We start from the raw sequence: 19,527 nt of genomic DNA on the forward strand, positions 1-19,527 counted from the left end.
TCAAAACGGAAGTGTACGCCGCCCGGCCGCTGCCGCCCAGCCCGGCCCGGCCGGCGCCGGCGGCACCGCAGCCGCACCGGCGCGCCAGCCATCCCGCGGCCCCCGGGAACCGGGCACGGGCGCTCGGCCAGGAGCGCTCAGCCCGCCCGGCGGTCAGCCACCAGCACATCGGCCGCGGACTGGGCGAGGACGTGCCGGGTGACACTGCCCAGCAGCATTTCCTCGAGCACGCCCTGGCCGCGCTTGCCGATCACGATCAGGTCGCAATCCTGCGCCTGCTCCTGTTCCAGAATCTGGGTGCTGGCTTCGCCGTGGAGCACGATCCGGCGCACCCGGGTAGGATCGAGGGCGGCCTGCTCGACGAGCTCGTTCATCTGTGCACTCGCCTCGCGCCGGGCATTGACCCGCAGCGTGGACAGGGCCTGCTCGTCGACGCCGGCAAAGCGCAGCTTGCCTTCGAAGGGCACCTCGAAGGCGTGCAGCAGCACGATCTCGGCCGCGGGTGCGACGCGCTGCACCACCCTCAGCGCTTCGCGCGAACGCGCCGAAAAATCCACCGGCACCAGCACTCTGCGATAGGACTCATGCGCCATCTGCTTGACCACCAGCAGCGGCCGGCTGATCTTGCGCAGCGCACGTTCGGTGGTGGAGCCGATCAGCAGTTCGCGCATGAAGCCGGCGCCACGGGCGCCGAGCACGAGCAGATCGGCATCGATCGCATCGGCATGGCTGGCGATTTCCGCCAGCACCGCGCCCACATCGACCCGAACCGCCGCGGCGACGCCATGGCGCGCGGCCACTTCGGCGGCAAGCGCCTGCACTTCTCCACGCACCTCCTCGAGCAGCTGCTGCTGCATGCCGGCCGTCCCGGCATCGAGCAGGTGGCGCAGCGCATCGAGCGCGCCAACGCTGACCACATGCTGCAGCGACAGCTGCCCCCCCGATTCGGCAGCGATCAGCGCGGCGCGCATCACCGCATGGCGGGCGAGCGCGGAAAGGTCGGTGGCGGCGAGCAAAGTCCGCAACGGATTCATCGTTCTGTCTCCTGGTCGGGATCGGGAGCCGGGCCTTCGCCATGCACCTTGGCGAACGCGATCTCGGCGGCAAAGCTGCGCGCGGCATAGTCCGCGGCGTCGTTGAAGGGGTTCAACACGCGCTCGACCCCGGCAGCGCCGAGCGCCTCACCGTGGATGTCGTCCCGCACCACCCCGGCCACCCGCCCGCCGAACCCCGCTTCCTTGAGGGCGTGGAGGAAGGCGCGGTTCGAGTCCCATTGCGGGAAGGTGGTGACCGCCCAGCGCGCATGGCGCAGCGGCAGGGTCTCGAGGAAGCCCGGATCCTCGCCGTCGCCGAAGCGCACCGGCAGGCGCCGCTTGCGCAGGCTGCGGACGGTTTCGGGGTCGAAATCGACGCCGAGGACTTCGATCCCCGCGCCGCGCAGCTGCTGCATCAGGCGCGCGCCGTAGCGCCCGAGGCCGAACACGATGATGTCGGGCTGGCCGGCGGGACGGCCCGGGCGCTCGACCGCGAGCTCGCGGAACGGACGTTTGCGCTCGAAAACCCCCAGCCACGGGGCGAGCCGCTCGTAGAGCGGATGCGAGAGCAGGATCATGTAGGTGGACATCATGATCGTCACCAGCCCCACCAGGGTGGTCAGGCCGAGCGCCTCGACACCGACATGGCCGAGGCTGATCCCCATCGCGACGAACACGATTGAGAACTCGCTGATCTGGGCCACGGTCAGCCCGGCGAGAAAGCCGGTACGCTTGCGGTACCCCATGTAGCCCATGATCGCCATCACGATCAAGGGGTTGCCGATCAGCACGAACAAGGACAGCACCACCGCCGGCCACAGCTCGCCACCCAGGGTGGAAAAATCGAGCTTCGCGCCGAGATCGATGAAAAAGAACAGCAGCATGAAATCGCGGATCCCGGTGAGGCGCGCGTTCATCGCTTCGCGATAGCTCGTGGACGCCAGCGAGAAACCGGCGAGGAAGGCGCCGGCCTCCTTGCTGAACCCGGCCCACTCCCCCAGCGCGGCGAGCCCGGTTCCCCAGGCGACGGCGAAGATCAGCAGCAGCTCCTGCGAGCGCGCCATCGCATCCACCAGCCGGGGCAACACCGAGCGCATCAGCACGTACATCAGCACCGCCGCAGCCCCCAGGCGCAAGGCCAGCGAGGCGGCGACGTCGACGATCGCGGCCTCGCCGGCGCCGCGCAGGGTGCTCATCGCCATCATCGCCAGCACCACGGCGACATCCTGCACGATCAGGAAGCCGACCGCGATGCGCCCGTGCAGGGCGTCGAGTTCGCGCTTGTCCGACAGCAGCTTGACGACGATGATCGTGCTCGAGAAGGTCAGCGCCACGGCGACGTAGAGCGCCTCCATCAGCTCCTTGCCCATCGCCACGATCAGGGCGAAGCCGAAGACGATGGTGAAACCGAGTTGGCCCAGCCCGGTCGCCAGCGCCACCGGGCCGATATGGCGGATATGGTGCAGATCGAGCTTGAGGCCGACCACGAACAGCAGCACGGTGACGCCGATTTCGGCCAGCAGCGCGATCTGCTCGTGCGCCCTCACCAGACCGAACACCGCCGGCCCGACCAGAATGCCGACGACGATGTAGGCGATCAGTACCGGCTGGCGCAGGCGCACCGCGATCGCCCCGGCCACCGCCGAGATGAGCAACAGCAGCGCGAATTCGGCATATGGCCCGTGGCTGAGGAGCAGTTCCATCAATGATCGCCCCTGTCCGGAGAGCGGGCGCGAACGCGCAGCAAGGCCTTCTCGGCCTCGACGATGAGCAGCACGGCCACACCGAAGGCGAGGATGCGCAGCCACGCTGCCGGATCCAGCGCCTCGGTACCGAACAGGCGCTGCATCGCCGGAAGATGGGTGAACAGGATCTGGCACAGCACCAGCAGGGCGATCGCCCCGAGCACGTAGCGGTTGCCGCAGAAACCGTCCCGGTTCAGCACCGAGGCGGTCAAGCTGCGCATGTTGAACAGGTAGAACACCTCGCCGGCGAGGACCGCATTCACCGCCGCGGTGCGCGCTGCCGCAACGCTCGCGCCGTGGGCCTGTTCCCACAGGAACGCCCCCATCCCGCCGGCGACCAGGAGCAGGCCGACGAAAACGATGCGCCAGAGCAGGAAGCGGGTCAGCAGGGGCTCGCGCGGATCGCGCGGCGGGCGGCGCATCAGGTCGTGCTCGCCGTCCTCGAACGCCAGCGCCAGCGCCAGCGTCACCGCGGTGATCATGTTCACCCACAGGATCTGCGGTGGCGTGATCGGCATGGTCACGCCGAACAGCACGGCGAAGAAGACGATCCCGGCCTGGCCGATATTGGTCGGCAGGATGTAGGCCACCGTCTTCTTCAGGTTGTCATAGACGATGCGGCCCTCCTCGACCGCGGCCGCAACCGAGGCGAAATTGTCGTCGGCGAGCACCATCTCGGCCGCCTCCTTGGCCGCCTCGGTCCCTTTGCGCCCCATCGCCACGCCGACATCGGCGCGCTTCAGCGCCGGCGCATCATTGACGCCATCGCCGGTCATCGCCACCACCTCGCCGCGCGCCTGCAGCGCCTCGACCAGGCGCAGCTTGTGCTCGGGGCTGGCGCGGGCGAAGATTTCAGTGTCGCACACGATCTCGGCGAGACGGGCGTCATCCATGGCCTCGATCTCGGCCCCGGTGATCGTCTGGACGTCCCGCGCAAGGCCGAGTTGCTCGCCGATCGCTTGTGCCGTCGCGGCATGGTCGCCGGTAATCATCTTCACCCGGATGCCGGCCGCAAGGCAGTTCGCCACCGCCTGCACGGCCTCCGCGCGAGGCGGATCGGAGATGCCGAGCACCGCGAGCAAGGTGAAACCGCCGCGCTCGATGTCGTCGAAGCTCAGCGCCGCGAGCGGCCCGCCGGCGCTACGCACAGCCAGCGCGAGCAGGCGCATGCCTTCTCCGGCGGCCTCGGCCATCGCCCGCTCCCAGGCCTCGACATCCAGCGGCCGAGCCTCGCCGTCGAGCGCACCGGCGTCGACGCACAGCGCCAGCACGCGCTCCGGCGCGCCCTTGACCAACACCCGGGCGCGGCCGGCATGGTCGTGATGCAGCGTGGCCATGAAGCGGTGCTCGGACTCGAAGGGAATGACGTCGTCGCGAGGCCATTCTTCCCGGCACAGTTTGGGGTCGACACCGGCCTTCAGCGCAAGCGTCAGCAATGCCCCTTCGGTCGGGTCGCCGAGCACGCGCCATTCCCCGTCGTCCAGGCGCAGTTCGGCATCGTTGCACAGCAACGCAACGCGACCAATGTCGGTGAGCAAGGGCGCCTCGGCCGGCTCGAGATCACGGCCGCCACGCTCGAAACCGCCGTGCGGCGCATAGCCTGCGCCCGAGACGTCGATCCGGCCATCGCCCGTGAGCACCCGCTGCACGGCCATTTCGTTGCGGGTCAGGGTCCCGGTCTTGTCCGAACAGATCACGGTAACCGAACCGAGCGCCTCGACCGCAGGCAGGCGGCGGATGATCGCCCGCCGCCGCGCCATGCGCTGCACCCCGATCGCCAGCGTGATCGTGATGATCGCCGGCAGCCCCTCGGGAATCGCCGCCACCGCGAGGCCGACCGCGGCGAGGAACATTTCGGCCGTGCCGTAGCCGCGCAGCGCGATGCCGAAGACGAAGGCCGCTGCGGCGACGCCGAGGATGATCCAGGTCAGCGCCCGGCTGAAACCTTCCATCTGGCGCAGCAGCGGCGTGCTCAGGGTCCGGACCGCGCCGAGCATCGTGCTGATGCGCCCGATTTCGGTCCGGGTGCCGGTGGCGACGACCACGCCGACCCCCTGACCATAGGCCACCAGGGTCCCCGAATAGGCCATCGAACGGCGGTCGCCGAGTGCGGCCCCGGCCTCGACTGCGGCCGTCGCCTTGGTCACTGCGAGCGACTCGCCGGTGAGCACCGCCTCCTCGATGCGCAGGCTGCGGACCTCGATCAGGCGCAAGTCGGCCGGCACCTTGTCGCCGGAGGCGAGGAACACGATGTCGCCCGGCACCAGTTCCTCGGCGTCAATCTCCTGGCGATGGCCGTCGCGCAGCACCTGGGCGCGCGGCGACAGCATGTCGCGGATGGCGTCGAGCGCGCGTTCGGCCTTGCCTTCCTGGAGGAAGCCGATGTACGCATTGATGACGACGACGCCGAAAATGACGCCGGCATCGACCAGGTGGCCGAGCAGCAGCGTGATCGCACCGGCGACCAGCAGGACGTGGATCAGCACGTTGTGGAACTGCAGCAGGAAGCGCAGCAGTGGACCGCGCCGGGGCGGCGGCGGCAGGGCGTTGCGCCCGTGCCCGGCCAGGCGCGCCTGCACTTCGGCCGCGCTCAGACCTTCGTGGCGGCGCGTATCGAGCCGGATCAGGCTGTCGTCGATCGACAGCGCGTGATGGGAAATGCGCCGCAGGTCCTCGTCCGTCGCGGCGGCATCGATGCAGGTGCTCATGGCCTTGGCCGAAGTGCGGTCGCGGTGCAGGCGATGCCTCCGCCCCTTCGTCGGGATGATGATGAATGCGATGCTAACACCGCTCCACTGCAATCGCCTCCGCTGCCGTCGCCGCACTCAGGACGGCCGCTGCGGAGGCAGCAGCACGATCCGGGTTCCGGCCAGACGGTCGTGCAGGAACTGGCGGTCGCGGTCGACGAGCGCCCACAGCAGGCCGACTCCGCCGAGCAGCACCGACGGCCAGGCAAGGGCGTAACGTACCCAGCTCCGTCCCACTCCGGCGACACGCCCGTCTTCGCCGACGATCTTCAGCCGCCAGGTCTGCATCGCCAGCGTTTGCCCGTGGCGGTGCCAGTACCACACGAAATACATCCCGAGCACGACGAAAATGTGCAGCCAGGCAAGCCCGCCCGGTGGTGCGATGCCGAAGCCGATGCCGAGAATCAGGTAGGGAACGAGAAAAACGAGGGCGAGCACGCCGAGCATCAGCATCGATTCGTAGAGCATCGAGGCGAGACGGCGGCGCAGGCCGGCGAGCTCGACCACGGTGCGCGTGCCCGGTTCGGGGCAGTGCCGGGGTGCCGCCGCATCCCTGCCTTTGTCGTGCGTCATCGAATCATCCGCAAAGGCGTGCGCCGGAACGGCGCCGCAATGGAAGGAAGGGACCGGGACGGGAAGTATCCAGCCTTGACCAAACCGCAAGCGGCCGGTAACGTTCTGCGTTTATTCAAACCCCTATAGTCGAGCGAGTTTGCGATGGTGCTGTCCGGAGCCGAAATTCTAATCAGGTGCCTGCAGGAAGAAAAGGTCGAATATGTCTTCGGATACCCCGGCGGCTCGGTCCTGTTCATTTACGATGCGCTGTTCCAGCAGGATCAGGTGCGTCACGTGCTGGTGCGCCATGAGCAGGCCGCGGTACACGCCGCCGACGGCTTCGCGCGCAGCACCGAGAAGGTCGGCGTCGCGCTGGTGACCTCCGGCCCGGGCGCCACCAACGCCGTCACCGGCATCGCCACCGCCTACTGCGATTCGATCCCGATGGTGATCATCTCCGGCCAGGTGCCCACCGCGGCGATCGGCCAGGACGCCTTCCAGGAAGTCGACACCGTGGGCATCACCCGCCCGTGCGTGAAGCACAACTTCCTTGTCAAGGACGTGCGCGACATCGCCTTGACGATGAAGAAGGCCTTCTACCTGGCAAAAACCGGGCGCCCCGGTCCGGTGCTGGTCGACATTCCCAAGGACGTGTCGATGCAGAAGTGCGAGTTCGAGTATCCGCAGGAGATCTCGATGCGCTCGTACAACCCGGTGCTGAAGGGTCACTCCGGCCAGATCAAGAAAGCGGTTCAGCTGCTGCTCGAGGCCAAACGGCCGATGATCTACACCGGCGGCGGTGTGGTGCTCGCCAACGCCGCCGAGCAGCTCACCCGGCTCACCCGCCTGCTCGGCTACCCGATCACCAACACTCTGATGGGCCTGGGCGGCTACCCCTTCAGCGACCGCCAGTACCTCGGCATGCCCGGCATGCACGGCACGTTCGAAGCCAACATGGCGATGCACTACAGCGACGTGCTGCTCGCCGTCGGCGCCCGCTTCGACGACCGCGTCATCGGCAGCCCCGAGCACTTCGCCGAAGAGCCGCGCAAGATCATCCACGTCGACATCGACCCGTCGTCGATCTCCAAGCGCGTCCGGGTGGACGTGCCGATCGTCGGCGACGTCAGGGACGTGCTCGACGAGATGATCCGTCAGCTCGAAGCCGGCGAGGCCCGCCCCAACCCCGACGCACTCGCGGCGTGGTGGAAGCAGGTCGAGGAATGGCGCAGCCGCAAGTGCATGGCGTTCAAGAACTCGGACGAGATCATCAAGCCCCAGTTCGTGATCCAGAAGCTGTGGGAAGTCACCGGCGGCGAGGCGATCGTCACCTCCGACGTCGGCCAGCACCAGATGTGGGCGGCGCAGTATTACGGCTTCGACAAGCCCCGGCGCTGGCTCAACTCGGGCGGCCTGGGCACGATGGGAGTGGGCATGCCCTACGCGATGGGCGCCCAGCTCGCCAACCCGCACATGCCGGTGGCGTGCGTGACGGGGGAAGCCTCGATCCAGATGAACATCCAGGAGCTGTCCACCTGCAAGCAGTTCCGCCTGCCGATCAAGATCTGCAACCTCAACAACCGCTACCTCGGCATGGTGCGCCAGTGGCAGCAGCTGTTCCACGGCGGCCGCTACTCCGAGTCCTACATGGATTCCCTGCCCGACTTCGCCAAGCTCGCCGCGGCCTACGGTCACGTCGGCTTGCGCATCGAGCGCCCGGCCGACGTCGAGGGCGCGCTGCGCGAGGCCTTCACCACGCACAAGAACGAGCTGGTGTTCCTCGACTTCCAGATCGACGCCACCGAGAACGTCTATCCGATGGTGCAGGGCGGCAAGGGTCTGACCGAAATGATCCTCTCCGCCGAAGACCTCTGAGCGCCCCTTCTCCGCATCCGGGACCGAATACCATCATGCGTCACGTCATTTCCCTCCTGATCGAAAACGAATCCGGCGCGCTGTCGCGCGTCTCCGGGCTGTTCTCCGCGCGCGGCTACAACATCGAGTCGCTCACCGTAGCCCCGACCGAAGACTTCTCGATGTCGCGGATGACCATCGTCACCAGCGGCTCGGACGACATCATCGAGCAGATCACCAAGCAGCTGAACAAGCTCGTCGAGATCGTCAAGGTCGTCGACATCTCCGAAGCCGCCCACATCGAACGCGAACTGATGCTGGTCAAGATCCGCGCCACCGGCAAGGACCGCGAAGAAGTGAAGCGCACCGCCGACATCTTCCGCGCCCGCATCATCGATGTCACCGACGCCTCCTACGTCGTCGAGCTGACCGGCAACCAGAGCAAGCTCGACGCGTTCCTCGGCGCCATCGACCCGGCCCTGATTCTTGAAACCGTGCGCTCCGGCGTCTGCGGCATCGGCCGCGGCGACCGCGTGCTCAAGGTCTGAAATCGCCGCTCCCCACCCCGAACCGCAAAGCAAAAAAGGAAAGACATGAAGGTTTATTACGACAAGGACGCCGACCTCTCCCTGATCAAGGGCAAGAAGGTCACCATCGTCGGTTACGGCTCGCAGGGCCACGCCCACGCCCAGAACCTGTCCGACTCCGGCGTCAAGGTCACCGTCGGCCTGCGCAAGGGCGGCGCCTCCTGGGACAAGGCCAAGAACGCCGGCCTGAAGGTCGAGGAAATCGCCAAGGCGGTGAAGACCGCCGACGTCGTCATGATCCTGCTGCCGGACGAGAACATTCCGCAGGTGTACAAGGACGAAGTCGAACCCAACATCAAGAAAGGCGCGGTGCTGGCCTTCGCCCACGGCTTCAACGTCCATTACAACCAGGTCGTGCCGCGCGACGACCTCGACGTCATCATGGTCGCGCCCAAGGGCCCCGGCCACACCGTGCGTTCCGAATACCTGCGCGGCGGTGGCGTGCCCAGCCTGATCGCGGTCTACCAGGACAAGTCGGGCAAGGCCAAGGACATCGCCCTGTCCTACGCGGCAGCCAACGGCGGCACCAAGGGCGGCGTCATCGAAACCAACTTCAAGGAAGAAACCGAGACCGACCTCTTCGGCGAGCAGGCCGTGCTCTGCGGCGGCGCCGTCGAGCTGGTGAAGATGGGTTTCGAGACCCTGACCGAAGCCGGCTACGCCCCCGAAATGGCCTACTTCGAGTGCCTCCACGAGCTCAAGCTGATCGTCGACCTGATGTACGAAGGCGGCATCGCCAACATGAACTACTCGATCTCGAACAACGCCGAATACGGCGAGTACGTGACCGGGCCGGAAGTCATCAACGCTCAGTCGCGCGAAGCGATGCGCAATGCCCTGAAGCGCATCCAGACCGGCGAATACGCCAAGATGTTCATTCTCGAAGGCAAGACCAACTATCCGAGCATGACCGCCCGCCGTCGCCTCAACGCCGAACACCCGATCGAGCAGGTCGGCGGCCAGCTGCGCGAGATGATGCCGTGGATCAAGGCCAAGGCCCTGGTGGACAAGTCGAAGAACTGATCTTCAATCCGCCTCGCCCCGTGCGACAGGCCGGTGCCGCCCACTGCGGCACCGGCCTTTTTGCTGGCCACGCTCCGTCCATGCCACACCAAGGCACGAATGCCCGAGCGATCGGGGATAAAATCGATCTCTCGGAATCCCAGGAAGCGACACCGAACGTGAGCCATCCCGACCGTACTCCGCTGCCGATGCTCGACAAGCGCCGCCGCGGCATCTACATCCTGCCCAACCTGTTCACCACGGCCGCACTCTTCGCCGGCTTCTACGCCATCGTCCAGGCGATGAACAACCGCTTCGAGGCCGCCGCGGTGGCGATCTTCATCGCCATGGTGCTCGACGGCCTCGACGGGCGCATCGCCCGCCTCACCCACACCCAGAGCGAATTCGGCGCCGAATACGACTCGCTCTCCGACATGGTGTCGTTCGGCGCCGCGCCCGCCCTGGTGATGTACGAATGGGCGCTGCAGGGCCTGGGCAAGCTGGGCTGGATCGCCGCCTTCATCTACTGCGCCGGCGCCGCGCTGCGCCTGGCGCGCTTCAATACCAACATCGACGTCGTCGACCGACGCTACTTCCAGGGCCTGCCCAGCCCGGCCGCCGCCGCGCTGATCGCCGGCATGGTCTGGGTCGGCCTGGACAACGGCTTCAGTGGCGACGAGCTGCGCTGGTACGCCTGCGCGTTGACGATCTTCGCCGGCGTCTCGATGGTGAGCAACGTGTTGTTCTGGAGCGGCAAGGACATCAACCTGCGCAGGAGCGTGCCCTTCATCGTGCTGATCGCCCTGGTGCTGGCGTTCGCGCTGGTCTCCAGCTACCCGCCGGGCGTGCTGTTCGGGCTGTTCCTGATCTACGCCGGTTCGGGCTACCTGTTGTGGGCACTGCGCTGGCGCAAGCGCCGTCTACATCGAGCGGGAGCCGCAGCCACCACCGAGCCTCCGTCCCCCCAGAACAACGATGCGTCCGCCGAATCCGGCGCGGACGCGGCATCCGACCCCGGGAGCAAGCCATGAAAGACCCGTTGATCATTTTCGACACCACCCTGCGCGACGGCGAACAAAGCCCGGGCGCATCGATGACGCGCGAAGAGAAACTGCGCATCGCCCGCCAGCTCGAGCGCATGCGTGTCGATGTCATCGAGGCCGGCTTCGCCGCCGCTTCCAACGGCGATTTCGAAGCCGTGCGCACCATCGCCGAGGCGGTCAGGGAATCCACCGTGTGCTCGCTCGCGCGCGCCAACGAGAACGACATCCGGCGCTCGGGCGAGGCCATCCGCCCTGCCGCCCGCGGCCGCATCCACACCTTCATCGCCACCAGCCCGATCCACATGGAGAAGAAGCTGCGGATGACACCCGATCAGGTCGTCGAGCAGGCCGTGAAGGCGATCGGCTGGGCACGCGAATACACCGACGACGTCGAGTTTTCCGCCGAGGACGCCGGCCGCTCCGAAATCGACTTCCTCGTGCGCATCTTCGAGGCCGTGATCCGGGCGGGCGCGAAGACGATCAACGTCCCCGACACCGTCGGCTACAACGTCCCCGAGCAGTACGCAGCGACGATCCGGACCCTGATCGAGCGCGTCCCCAATGCCGACCGGGTGGTGTGGTCGGTGCATTGCCACAACGATCTCGGCCTCGCCGTGGCCAACTCGCTCGCCGCAGTGCGCGCCGGCGCGCGCCAGGTCGAATGCACGATCAACGGCCTCGGCGAGCGCGCCGGCAACGCCTCGCTTGAGGAGATCGTGATGGCGGTGCGCACCCGCGCCGACGTCTTCCCGGTCGAAACCCGCATCGACACCACCCAGATTGTGCCCGCCTCCAAGCTGGTGTCGCAGATCACCGGCTACCCGGTGCAGCCGAACAAGGCCATCGTCGGCGCCAATGCTTTCGCCCACGAGTCCGGCATCCACCAGGACGGGGTGCTCAAGCACCGCGAGACCTACGAAATCATGCGCGCCGAAGACGTCGGCTGGGGTGCCAACAAGCTCGTGCTCGGCAAGCACTCCGGGCGCAACGCGTTCCGCGCGCGGCTGCAGGAACTGGGCATCGACATCGGCGGCGAAGAGCACCTCAACCACGCCTTCACCCGCTTCAAGGAACTCGCCGACAAGAAACTCGAGATCTTCGACGAAGATCTCCACGCCCTGATGAGCGACGAGGAGGTCACCCCCGAAACCGAACGCTACCGGCTGGTGTCGAGCTGCTTCCATTCCGAAACCGGCGAGAAGCCGCGCGCCGAGATCACGCTGGCGATCGACGGCGTCGAGCGCCGCACCCAGGCCGAAGGCTCGGGCCCGGTCGATGCTGCGTTCAAGGCCATCGAGGCGGTCGCCGCGAGCGGCAGCGAACTGCTGCTCTACTCGGTCAATGCGATCACCACCGGCACCGACGCCCAGGGCGAAGTCACCGTGCGCCTGTCGCGCAGCGGCCGTGTGATGGACGGCCAGGGCGCCGACACCGACATCATCGTCGCCTCGGCCAAGGCCTACCTCAACGCACTCAACAAGCTGCAGACCGGCGCGGAAAAGCTCAACCCCCAAGTCTGAGCGGCGCTGTCACCGGCCGCCAGTATCACGTCCGCCGCACCGGGCGGCGGCGCATGCGCTGCCGCCCGGCCTTGCCCGGCACCACGGCGAATGCACCGCGCGCTCAATCCCGCTTCAGGCGGGACGGCGCGGTGTTGCGCGCATGCAAGGTCGTGCTGGCGAACAGCGTCGCCGCGAGCACGATCTCGAAGGCAGCGAGCACGCCCGTCGCCCCCGGGTCGCCGACCCGCAGCACGCCTTCGGTGACATACAGCAGAGCCAGCATCGACATCCACTGCGAGGTATACCGCCTGCCGCGCAGGATGCCGAACACCGCCGCCAGCAGGGGCAGCGCTTTCAGGATCAGCCACGAGCCGCCCGGACGCAGCGGCGCCAGCCAACCCTCCCACAGCACGCACAGCGCGATCAGCGCGAGCAGGCTTACGCTCGACACGCTCGCCAGCCGCTGCGGGCTCATCGCCGCCTCGCCAGGCGCAGTGCCGTATCCGCCAGGCGCCGGCCCTGCGCCCGCGCGAGTACGAGTTCTTCGGGGCTGAGCACGGCCTGGCCGTCGCGCCCGGCGACGTGGCTCGCACCGTAAGGCGTGCCCCCGCTGCGTGTCGCATCGAGCGCAAGCTCGCTGTACGGGATGCCGAGCAGCAGCATGCCGTGGTGCAGCAAAGGCAGCATCATGCTCAGCAAAGTGGTCTCCTGACCGCCGTGCATGCTGCCGCTGGACGTGAACACGCACGCCGGCTTGCCCTCGAGCGCGCCGTTGGCCCAGGCTCCGCCCAGGCCATCGACAAAATACTTCAGCGGCGCGGCCATGTTGCCGAACCGGGTCGGGCTTCCGAGCGCCAGACCGATGCACTCTTCCAGATCCCGCAACTCGGCGTAGGGCGGCCCTGCGGCGGGGATGTCGTCCTCCGTCGCCTCGCACACGGCCGAAACCTTCGGCACCGTGCGCACGCGCGCCGCCGCGCCCGGCACTTCGTGGATGCCGGCGGCGATCTGCTCGGCGAGCGCCCGCACCGAGCCGCGGTGGCTGTAATAAAGGACGAGGATTTCCTGCATGGACGGACTTCCCAGAGAAGCGCGCAATCGGCCGGGCTCCGATTATAGCTTCCACCTTCCTCGAACACGGACGCGGAGAGGCGCCGGGACACACCCGCCGACGCACACCCGCCTTGCCCCGAAGCGATCCTTCCCTTATAATTCGCCGTTTTTCGCACTCACCGATCAGGAAAATCACATGGTCGTCATTCGCCTTGCCCGTGGTGGCGCCAAGAAGCGCCCGTTCTTCAACATCGTTGCCGCCGATTCCCGCAATCGCTGCGACGGCCGCTTCATCGAGCGCGTCGGCTATTACAACCCGATCGCCTCCGGTGCCGAAAAAGGTCTGGTGGTCAACACCGAGCGCCTGAGCTACTGGGAACAGAACGGCGCTCAGCTGTCGCCGACCGTCGCCCGCCTGGTCAAGCAGGCCGCCAAGGCTGCTGGCTGATCAGCGCCACCCTGCTTCGGCGGAACCGCGCATGATCGTACTGGGGCGCATTGTCGCCCCTTTTGGCGTTCAGGGCTGGGTCAAGGTCCACCCTTTCGGTGACGACCCGCTGGCGTGGCGCACAATGCCGCACTGGTGGCTGTGCGCCGACGACCATGCTGCGGAAGGACAATGGCAGCGTTTCACCCTGAAAGCCTGCCGCATGCATGGCAAGGGGCTGGTTGCCAGCTTTGCCGAAGTTGTCGATCGCAACGCAGCCGAGGCGCTCGACGGCTATTACGTCGCCGCGCCGCGGGAGGCACTGCCCCAACCCGCCGAAAACGAATACTACTGGGGCGATCTCATCGGCCTGGCGGTCGAAAACGAAGCGGGCGAAGCCCTCGGCACGGTCAGCGGGCTGCTGTCGACCGGTGCGCACGACGTATTGCAGGTTCGGGACGGGACGGACAAGGACGCCGCCGAACGGCTCATCCCCTTCGTCGCCGCCTACATTCTGGACGTAGACCTCGCCGCCCGGCGCATCCGGGTGAGCTGGGCAAAGGACTGGTAGGCCCGCGGTGAACGCGCAGGCGGCCGCACAGGGCAAAGACGGGGAAAGCGGAGAGAGCAGGCATGCGATCGCGGGAGGGCCGCGCCGCTACGATGTGATCACCCTGTTCCCGGAGATGTTCGCCGCTCTCACCGGCAGCGGCATCACCCGGCGGGCGAAGGAACGCGGGCTCTACGAACTGGCGTTCCACAACCCACGCGACTTCACCCACGATCCGCACCGCACGGTGGACGACCGCCCGTACGGCGGCGGGCCGGGGATGGTGATGCTGATCGAACCGCTGATGCAGTCGATCGCCGCGGCGCGCAGTGCCCAGCGGGCAGCGAGCGGGCACTGCGGCAAGGTCGTCTATCTGTCGCCGCAGGGTCGCCGGCTGGACCAGGCGGCGGTGCTGGAACTGGCCGCGGAGCCCGGCCTGGTGCTGCTGTGCGGGCGCTACGAGGGCGTCGACCAGCGCCTGATCGAGCGCGCAGTCGATGAGGAAGTGTCGCTCGGCGACTTCGTGCTGTCGGGCGGTGAACTGCCGGCGATGGTGCTGCTCGATGCGATCGTGCGCCAGTTGCCGGGCGCACTGAACACGGCCGATTCGGCGCAGGAAGATTCCTTCGTCGACGGCCTGCTCGATTGTCCGCATTACACGCGGCCTGAGTTGTACGAGAATGACCGGGTGCCCGACGTGCTGTTGTCGGGCAACCACGCGGCCATCCGCCGCTGGCGGCTGAAGCAGTCCCTCGGCCGCACCTGGCTGCGCCGCCCCGATCTGCTGGCGGCGCGCCAGCTGAGCAAGACCGAATTGAAACTGCTTGAGGAATTCAGGCAGGAGCAAGCCGGGGCCAAAGGCGGCAGTAGCGCCTGAACGCCCGATCACAAACGGCACGCACCAGGTGGCGACCTGCTCTGCGGCCAGGCCGATGCGAACGACAAAGGCCGACAACATTGATGGAGCATCCGCAATGAACCTGATTCAGCAACTCGAACAGGAAGAAATCGCCCGCCTCACCCAGGGCAAGACGCTCCCCGCGTTCGCCCCGGGCGACACGGTGATCGTCCAGGTCAAGGTGAAGGAAGGCAACCGCGAACGGCTGCAGGCCTACGAAGGCGTGGTCATCGCCAAGCGCAACCGCGGCCTCAACTCGTCCTTCATCGTCCGCAAGATCTCTTCGGGCGAAGGCGTGGAGCGTACTTTCCAGACCTACTCGCCGCTGGTGGCCGGAGTCGAAGTCAAGCGCCGCGGCGACGTCCGTCGCGCCAAGCTGTACTACCTGCGCCAGCGTTCGGGCAAGTCCGCACGGATCAAGGAAAAGCTCGACTACAAGGCCGCCGCCGCCAAGAAGGCCGCTGCGCAGCAACAGCAGCAGGGCTGAGCGCCGTTCCGGCGCCCCGCTTGATGCTGAAACGGGCCTGCGGGCCCGTTTTTTTCGCTCCGTTCATTTCGCCGGGATGCGCCCGCCTTCAGCGCCGCTCGACGTAGCGCAACAAGGCGGCGGCGGCGGCGAGGAAGATCAGGCTCGGCGTCAGCGCCGCCAGAACCGGCGGCCAGGCGTTGATCATGCCGAGGTTGGAGAACAGGCCGTTGAGCAGGTGGAACCCCACCCCCAGCATCACGCCCATGAAGATGCGCGCACTCGCGCCGCCCATGCGGTCGTGGGTGAAGCCGAACGGCAGGGCGAGCGCCATCATCACCAGCACCGCGAACGGATAGATCAGCTTTTTCCACAGCGCGATCTCGAAGCGGTCCGCATTCTGGTTGTTGTCGCGCAGGTGGCGGATGTAGGTCCACAGCCTGGCGAAAGGCATGTGCTCGGGCGACACCATCAGCACTCCCAGCACTTCCGGCGTCAGATCCGAGCGCCAGCCGATCTCGGCCAGGCGCTCGACTTCGGTATGCGTCCCGCGAAAGTTCGTGCGCACCACGTCGAGCAGCTTCCACTCGCTCCCGCCGTCATGGACGCCACGCTCGGCCTCGCTGATCGAGAGCAGCTGATAATCGTCGCTGAAGGCGTATACGCGGGCCGTGCGCATCGTGCGGTCGGGCATCAGGGTGCGCACGTTGATCACCAGCCGGCCGTCCTTGACCCACAATCCGGAGCGCAGCTGCTGCGATACCGTCGCCTTGGTCGCGGTGAGCTTCCATTCCTGCGCGGCATTCTCGGCGGGCGGCGCGACATACTCGCCGAGGACGAAGGTCGCGGCGACGAGGACCAGCCCGATCAGCCCGAGCGAGCGCGCCAGCGCGAGCGTGGACATGCCCGCAGCCCGCATCACGGTGATTTCGGAATGTCGCGCCAGCGTCGCCAGGGCGTACAGCGTGCCCACCAGCACCGCCACCGGCAACAGCTCATAGGCCCGCGCCGGCAGCGTCAGCAGCACATAGACGAATGCCTGGTACAGGGAATAGCCCCCCTTGCCCACATCCTCGATCTCGTTGATGAAATCGAAGAACGCGAACAGGCCGAGGACAGCGAACAGCACCAGCGCCGTCGCCGCCAGGATTTCGCGCGCGAGGTAGCGCAGCAGCACCGCGCTCACTGGCCCCCCCTCCTGTCGCTGCGCGACCCCCTCCCCGGGGGAGGTGAGCGCGTTCCTTCGGGCGGCCGTGCGGACGCGCTCGTTGGACGGCCCTCCTGTCGCGGCGCGACCTCCTCCCCGGGGGAGGGGGAGCGCTTTCCTTCGGGCGGCCGTGCGGACGCGCTCATACCCGCCTCCGCCAGAACGGCGACACCGCCAGCCGCGTGTGGAACATCAGCGCGAGCGCCCCGAGCACCGCCATGTGCGGCAGCAGCAGGCCGGCGGCGAACCCGACCTTGCCCTGGGACACCCAGGACTGGAAGATCGAAATCGCATTGCTGTACAGCAGGTACACCAGCACCGCCACCAGCAGGTTGCTCGCCCGTCCGGCGCGCGGATTGACGAACGACAGCGGAATCGCCATCAACCCGAGCAGCAGCGCCGTGATCGGTGCGCCGACACGCCCGAGCAATTCGCCCAGGCTGCGCGCGTCCGCCTGCGCCATCAGCGCCGCAGTCGGCAGGGCGCGGGCGCGCGCGGGCGGGCTGGCCGCCGCCTTCTGTTCGACCTGGACTTCGTAGCGTTCGAACTCCATCACCCGGTACTGCGGCGTGCCCGCACGACCGTCGTAACGGCGCCCCTTTTCCAGCACCACGAAACGCCGCCCTTCGTCGTCTGTGCGCAGGTAGCCTTCGGCTGAGGCAATGACCACGAGCTCGCCGCCGGCCGTCTCCTCGCTGACGAAAACGTTGCCCACCCGTCCGTCCTCGCCGGCACCGACCTCGACGAAGAACACGCGCTGCGCGCCCGCCGACTCGCGGAACACGCCGGGCGCCACCCGCTGGGTGTCGTCGCGGCTGTCGAGCGCCTCCCGGTATTCGGCGCTCTTTTGCTGCGACCACGGCGCCAGGAACAGCGAACCGGCACCGACCACGAGCACCAGCGGCAGGGTAAACAGCAGCACCGGCGCGATCCACGCCGTCAGCGGCACGCCGGAGGCGAACCAGACCACCATTTCGGAGTCCCGGTAGCTGCGCGACAGCGACAACAGGATCGCGATGAACAGCGTCAGCGTCAGCACCGTCGGCAACTGCGCGAGCGCGCCGAAGCCGATCAGCGCCAGCACCGCGTCGGCCGGCACGCGCCCCCCTGCCGCCTGGCCGAGGAGGCGGATCAGCACGGAAGAAATCAGGATCGCGAACAGGGCCACGAACACCGCAGCCGCCGTCTGGGCGAATTCCCGTTGCAGGGCGCGCCGGAAGATCATCGCGCGAATCGGAAAGCCTGGAAAAATGAGATCGGAGGGAAGGGTTTTTGACGCCCTCGCCGCGAACGGGCCATAATCTTCGGCACTTCGGACGATGGGTTCATGCAAGGAAAAAGCTGATGGAATTTACCATAAAGACCGCCGACCCGGCGAAGCTCAAGGCCGCCACCCTGGTGCTGGGCGCCTTTGCCGACGGCCGCCTGCCCGCTCCGAGCGCGATCGTCGATGCCGCCAGCGAAGGCCGCATCACCCGCCTGGTCAAGCACGGCGACCTCGAGGGCAAGGCCGGCGCCACCCTTCTCCTGCACGAGCTGCCCGGCATCCATGCCGAGCGTGTGCTGCTGGTGAGCTTGGGCAAGGCCGAAGAGTTCACCGACAAAGCCTACCGCGACGCCCTCGCCGCCGCCGCCAAGGCCCTGGCCGGCAGCCCGGGCCGAGATGCCGCCGTCGCCCTGGCCGACGTCGAGCTCGACGGCCGTGCCCTCCCCTGGCGGCTGCAGCAAGCCGCCCGCATCCTCGCCGACGGCGCCTACCGCTTCGACGCGCTGAAGTCGGACCAGGACAAGAAAGGCGGGAAGGCACGCGGCGCGAAGAAACTGTGCCTGCTCGTCGGCGACAAGCTCGGCGCCGAACTCGAGCGTGCCGTGCAGCAAGGGCATGCGGTGGCCGCCGGCATGGCGCTAGCGAAGGATCTGGGCAACCTGCCCGGCAATCTCTGCACCCCCACCCACCTCGCCGACACCGCCCAGGCGCTCGGCAAACAGTACAAGTTCGGCGTCGAAGTGCTCGAGCGCGCCGACATGGAAAAGCTCGGCATGGGCGCGCTGCTGTCGGTGGCGCGCGGCTCGCACCAGCCGCCCAAGCTCATCGTCATGGAATACAAGGGCGCCAAGGCGAAGGCCAGGCCGGTCGTGCTCGTCGGCAAGGGCATCACCTTCGACACCGGCGGCATCTCGCTCAAGCCCGCGGCCGAGATGGACGAGATGAAGTTCGACATGTGCGGCGCGGCGAGCGTGCTCGGCACCTTCAAGGCGGTCGCGCAGATGGGCTTGCCGATCAACCTTGTCGGCCTCATCCCTGCCACCGAGAACATGCCCGGCGGCGGCGCCACCAAGCCCGGCGACGTCGTCACCTCGATGTCGGGGCAGACCATCGAGGTCCTCAACACCGACGCCGAGGGCCGCCTGATCCTGTGCGACGCGCTGACCTACGCCGAGCGCTTCAAGCCCGAGTGCGTGATCGACATCGCCACTCTCACCGGCGCCTGCGTCGTCGCCCTGGGCAAGATCCCGAGCGGCCTGCTCGCCAACGACGAAGAACTCGCCGCCGAGCTGCTGCGGCGCGGCACCGAGTCGGGCGACCGCGCCTGGCAGCTGCCGCTGTGGGACGAATACCAGGAGCTGCTCAAGAGCAACTTCGCCGACATGGGCAACATCGGCGGGCGCTACGCCGGCACCATCACTGCCGCCTGCTTCCTGTCGCGCTTCACCAAGGCCTACAAGTGGGCGCACCTGGACATCGCCGGCACTGCCTGGGTGTCGGGCGACGCCAAGGGCGCCACCGGGCGGCCGGTGCCGCTGCTGGCCGAGTTCCTGATCGCCCGCAGCCGGGCGAAGGCCGCCTGAGCGCCGC

Annotated in this window: 17 protein-coding genes and 1 pseudogene; 10 read left to right on the forward strand and 8 right to left on the reverse strand. The window is 67.5% G+C overall.

The window, feature by feature from the left end:
• Window positions 1-137: 137 nt before the first annotated feature.
• From MXC99_RS11360 to MXC99_RS11375, 4 genes are all read right to left on the reverse strand, one after another.
• Complete coding sequence (locus tag MXC99_RS11360; RefSeq protein ID WP_247725569.1) at window positions 138-1,034, reverse strand: universal stress protein; 897 nt, start codon at window positions 1,032-1,034, stop codon at window positions 138-140.
• A complete protein-coding gene (locus MXC99_RS11365; RefSeq protein WP_247725570.1) occupies window positions 1,031-2,737 on the reverse strand; it encodes a cation:proton antiporter in 1,707 nt (568 codons plus the stop codon). The genes MXC99_RS11360 and MXC99_RS11365 overlap by 4 nt, the downstream gene beginning before the upstream one ends.
• A complete protein-coding gene (locus MXC99_RS11370) occupies window positions 2,737-5,487 on the reverse strand; it encodes an HAD-IC family P-type ATPase (protein WP_247725571.1) in 2,751 nt (916 codons plus the stop codon). The genes MXC99_RS11365 and MXC99_RS11370 overlap by 1 nt, the downstream gene beginning before the upstream one ends.
• Window positions 5,488-5,604: 117 nt before the next feature.
• Window positions 5,605-6,099: an RDD family protein gene (locus MXC99_RS11375; RefSeq protein ID WP_247725572.1), complete on the reverse strand. Its 495-nt coding sequence runs from the start codon at window positions 6,097-6,099 to the stop codon at window positions 5,605-5,607.
• Between the two features lie 144 nt (window positions 6,100-6,243).
• Between MXC99_RS11375 and MXC99_RS11380 the strand changes: the two genes are divergently transcribed.
• The 5 genes and pseudogenes from MXC99_RS11380 to MXC99_RS11400 all read left to right on the forward strand — a co-directional run bounded on the left by MXC99_RS11380 (window position 6,244) and on the right by MXC99_RS11400 (window position 12,087).
• Window positions 6,244-7,956 carry an acetolactate synthase 3 catalytic subunit gene (locus MXC99_RS11380; protein WP_247725573.1) on the forward strand — a complete coding sequence of 571 codons (1,713 nt, stop codon included), beginning with the start codon at window positions 6,244-6,246 and terminating at the stop codon, window positions 7,954-7,956.
• 35 nt (window positions 7,957-7,991) lie between these two features.
• Window positions 7,992-8,483: an acetolactate synthase small subunit gene (gene ilvN, locus MXC99_RS11385; RefSeq protein WP_107221531.1), complete on the forward strand. Its 492-nt coding sequence runs from the start codon at window positions 7,992-7,994 to the stop codon at window positions 8,481-8,483.
• A 33-nt stretch (window positions 8,484-8,516) separates the two neighbouring features.
• A pseudogene (gene ilvC, locus MXC99_RS11390) lies at window positions 8,517-9,545 on the forward strand (ketol-acid reductoisomerase); the annotation flags it as partial.
• A gap of 188 nt (window positions 9,546-9,733) precedes the next feature.
• Window positions 9,734-10,555, forward strand: coding sequence for a CDP-diacylglycerol--serine O-phosphatidyltransferase (gene pssA, locus MXC99_RS11395; protein ID WP_247725664.1), 822 nt, complete (start codon window positions 9,734-9,736; stop codon window positions 10,553-10,555).
• Complete coding sequence (locus tag MXC99_RS11400) at window positions 10,552-12,087, forward strand: 2-isopropylmalate synthase (protein ID WP_247725575.1); 1,536 nt, start codon at window positions 10,552-10,554, stop codon at window positions 12,085-12,087. Before pssA ends, MXC99_RS11400 begins: the two co-directional genes overlap by 4 nt.
• 103 nt (window positions 12,088-12,190) lie before the next feature.
• Here the strand turns inward: MXC99_RS11400 and MXC99_RS11405 are convergent, their stop codons facing one another.
• Both MXC99_RS11405 and wrbA read right to left on the reverse strand, forming a co-directional pair.
• Window positions 12,191-12,544 (reverse strand): DUF2069 domain-containing protein, encoded by a 354-nt coding sequence (locus MXC99_RS11405; RefSeq protein ID WP_247725576.1) that lies wholly within the window; start codon window positions 12,542-12,544, stop codon window positions 12,191-12,193.
• Window positions 12,541-13,140 carry an NAD(P)H:quinone oxidoreductase gene (wrbA, locus tag MXC99_RS11410; protein WP_247725577.1) on the reverse strand — a complete coding sequence of 200 codons (600 nt, stop codon included), beginning with the start codon at window positions 13,138-13,140 and terminating at the stop codon, window positions 12,541-12,543. The genes MXC99_RS11405 and wrbA overlap by 4 nt, the downstream gene beginning before the upstream one ends.
• 178 nt (window positions 13,141-13,318) lie before the next feature.
• On the opposite strand from wrbA, the gene rpsP reads away from it, so the two are divergent.
• The 4 genes from rpsP to rplS all read left to right on the forward strand — a co-directional run bounded on the left by rpsP (window position 13,319) and on the right by rplS (window position 15,484).
• Entirely contained in the window at window positions 13,319-13,570 is a 252-nt protein-coding gene (gene rpsP, locus MXC99_RS11415) for a 30S ribosomal protein S16 (RefSeq protein ID WP_247725578.1), read from the forward strand.
• Between the two features lie 31 nt (window positions 13,571-13,601).
• Window positions 13,602-14,120, forward strand: a complete 519-nt coding sequence (gene rimM, locus MXC99_RS11420) for a ribosome maturation factor RimM (RefSeq protein WP_247725579.1) — start codon at window positions 13,602-13,604, stop codon at window positions 14,118-14,120.
• Between the two features lie 94 nt (window positions 14,121-14,214).
• Complete coding sequence (gene trmD, locus MXC99_RS11425) at window positions 14,215-14,976, forward strand: tRNA (guanosine(37)-N1)-methyltransferase TrmD (RefSeq protein ID WP_432654251.1); 762 nt, start codon at window positions 14,215-14,217, stop codon at window positions 14,974-14,976.
• Window positions 14,977-15,073: 97 nt separating this feature from the next.
• Window positions 15,074-15,484: a 50S ribosomal protein L19 gene (gene rplS, locus MXC99_RS11430; RefSeq protein ID WP_107221539.1), complete on the forward strand. Its 411-nt coding sequence runs from the start codon at window positions 15,074-15,076 to the stop codon at window positions 15,482-15,484.
• Between the two features lie 88 nt (window positions 15,485-15,572).
• Here the strand turns inward: rplS and lptG are convergent, their stop codons facing one another.
• Together lptG and lptF are read right to left on the reverse strand one after the other, a co-directional pair.
• Window positions 15,573-16,649 carry an LPS export ABC transporter permease LptG gene (lptG, locus tag MXC99_RS11435; protein WP_247725581.1) on the reverse strand — a complete coding sequence of 359 codons (1,077 nt, stop codon included), beginning with the start codon at window positions 16,647-16,649 and terminating at the stop codon, window positions 15,573-15,575.
• Between the two features lie 163 nt (window positions 16,650-16,812).
• Window positions 16,813-17,895, reverse strand: a complete 1,083-nt coding sequence (lptF, locus tag MXC99_RS11440) for an LPS export ABC transporter permease LptF (protein WP_247725582.1) — start codon at window positions 17,893-17,895, stop codon at window positions 16,813-16,815.
• A gap of 119 nt (window positions 17,896-18,014) precedes the next feature.
• Here lptF and MXC99_RS11445 point away from each other — a divergent pair, with 119 nt between their 5' ends.
• Window positions 18,015-19,520: a leucyl aminopeptidase gene (locus MXC99_RS11445; RefSeq protein ID WP_247725583.1), complete on the forward strand. Its 1,506-nt coding sequence runs from the start codon at window positions 18,015-18,017 to the stop codon at window positions 19,518-19,520.
• Window positions 19,521-19,527: the final 7 nt, after the last annotated feature.

This window comes from Thauera aromatica (genome assembly GCF_023093595.1).
In the GTDB taxonomy this organism is placed as follows: Bacteria; Pseudomonadota; Gammaproteobacteria; order Burkholderiales; family Rhodocyclaceae; genus Thauera; species Thauera aromatica_A.